Annotated in this window: 2 protein-coding genes; both read right to left on the bottom strand. The window is 30.0% G+C overall.

Going from position 1 to position 2,253, the window contains the following annotated elements; genetic code table 11:
- Window positions 1-92: 92 nt before the first annotated feature.
- Window positions 93-869: a DUF3883 domain-containing protein gene (locus tag G551_RS0112205; protein ID WP_027885824.1), complete on the bottom strand. Its 777-nt coding sequence runs from the start codon at window positions 867-869 to the stop codon at window positions 93-95.
- Window positions 870-877: 8 nt separating this feature from the next.
- The gene (locus tag G551_RS0112210) at window positions 878-2,077 is read right to left on the bottom strand and encodes a DNA adenine methylase (RefSeq protein ID WP_084626412.1); all 1,200 of its coding nucleotides are present in this window, start codon (window positions 2,075-2,077) and stop codon (window positions 878-880) included.
- Between the last annotated feature and the right edge of the window lie 176 nt (window positions 2,078-2,253).

Genomic DNA, 2,253 nt, shown 5'->3' on the forward strand with positions numbered 1-2,253 from the left:
AAACAAAAAACCTCCTAAAAGCGGTTTAAATAAGTGAGATTTTCTAAGAATTAAAGGCTTGTGCAACGGTTACCATTGTTGGGCACAGTGTTTTATTTCGGTGTTACTTTCCAAGTCGTTGTGTCAAAAGTGAAATCGGAAAATAATTCACTACTGCTTATAATTTTAACGTTGCCGTGTCGGGCTTCTTTATCAAAGTTATATACACGGTAAATAAAAGCAGAATCTCCATATTCCTCAAAAAATCTTCTTTCATTTTCGCTCATAAAAAATGGTTGATTAAAATCACCACTTGTTGTTTTAACTTCGATATAACGAGGTGAGCCGTCATTATTTATTGAGGAAATATCATAACCTAATCCATCTCCTTGTAATCTACTCAAATGCTGAACATTTTGCATTGCTTTTGCTCTTTCTATTGAAAGAGTTTCTATTAGTCGGTCAATTTCAAACTCCAACACAAATTCCTCACCTTGGTCTCCTATTTCATTATTTCGGTCTCTTACTTTTTCCCAGTCAACTTTACGCCCAATAAAACGTTTTGTTTTTTCCTTAATTGTCGTTACTTCATCAGGCTGAATAACTTTATTAGATATAGGGTTTAAAAGAGAAAATCTTGCTGGTCTATGATTTTTGTCAACTATAAAGCCTTCATCATAAACTTTCACTTTTTCTCCTTGATGTGCTACAATATTGCCTATTCGTTGAATAATTAAAGTTTCATTACGAGTTTTCGATTTTATATTGTCTTCGGCATCAAAAGTTAAAACTGTATGTAATAAACTTTTAACTTCTGATGTGTTTAATTCTCCATAAACGGTTAATAGAGGTTTTATAGCCCTTCTTATTTGTGCTTCTGTGTGAGCCATTTTTTATTTTAATAATTTGTGATTAAAAGATGTTCAACATTCTTATCATTTCTATTCATAAAACTTACTAAATAAGTTTTGTCAAACGTGGAAATTTTAACTTTTGGATGATTGTATAAATCAAAAATGAAGTCAGTATTTTTTATAATCATCATCCATTTTGCTTTACAGTTGTTTATTAGATATTCTGCAAGTCTTTTTTGGTCAGTTTTTAAAAAATCATTTTGAGCATATGTGCTGAACTCTGTGTCGTATGGTGGGTCTAAAAAAATAAAATCATTTTCTGTTGGTTCGTAAAGATTAAAAAAGTCTTGAAAATCTGCATTTACAATATTTGTTTTTGATAACAATTCTTGTAAAGGCTCTGATTTTAGATATTCTATTTTTTTTCTAAAGTTCTTATTGTTGTATGCAATTCCGCCATATGGAACATTAAATTCGCCTTTTGAATTGTAGCGAAACATTCCTGAATAAGCGTAATTTCTTATGAATAAAAATATTGCTGTGTAAAAGGCTTGGTTTAGTTCATATTTTTTATGAAAGTTGTAAATATGTCGAAAGTGCATATAAAAAGCACTTTTAAATGCAGTTTCGATATTGTCTAAAATATCTTTGTCAGGTAATTTCCCTTTTTCTTTCTCAAGAACTTTCATTCTTGAAGTTTTACGAACTAAATTTTTCTTTATTTCTTTTAGGAAATTCTCAATATTGAAGTTAAAATAAGATGAAAAAAGCCCGTTGAATTCTTTAGAGTTTTTTAAAATAAACTCATAAATCTTGTTGGACAAAATATCTTTAGATATTTTGCCTGCGGCAAAATCTTTATAGATTTTTATAAAAAAATTTTGATTTTTTTCTGAAATGTTTCCTAAAACTTCCCAATTGTGAATTATTTCCTCAATTGCTTTGAAGAACATTTCCCTTTTGTCCGAAACAATGATTTTATATAAATCAATTAATTCGTGTGCTTTATCATTTATAAAATATTCTTTTGCTTGAATTGCGGTATAAACTGAACCTCCACCAACAAAAGGCTCGTAATAATTTTCAAAATAGTCAGGAAGATTCGGGATGATATACTTTAGTTCCTGTTCTTTTCCACCAGCCCATTTTACGAGTGGTTCAAGTTTTCGCTCCTTTGTATAATTTGCAAAACTTAAATTGATTTGATTATACGTTACTACTGGTTCTTCAACGATTGTATTCATAACGTAAATTTAAAAAAATTAGATTTCGGATTCAACAATTTTTAATGAGTTTTACAGTTTTTGTTCACATTGTGCCCAACGGTCTTGTATAACAATCAGTTGCGGGTTGTTTGAAAACTAAGATAGCTAAAATTACCGACTTTTATGCTTGCGCGGTTGTGTCCGCAGGACACAAA

Source organism: Mesonia mobilis DSM 19841, from assembly GCF_000423405.1.
In the GTDB taxonomy this organism is placed as follows: domain Bacteria; phylum Bacteroidota; class Bacteroidia; order Flavobacteriales; family Flavobacteriaceae; genus Mesonia; species Mesonia mobilis.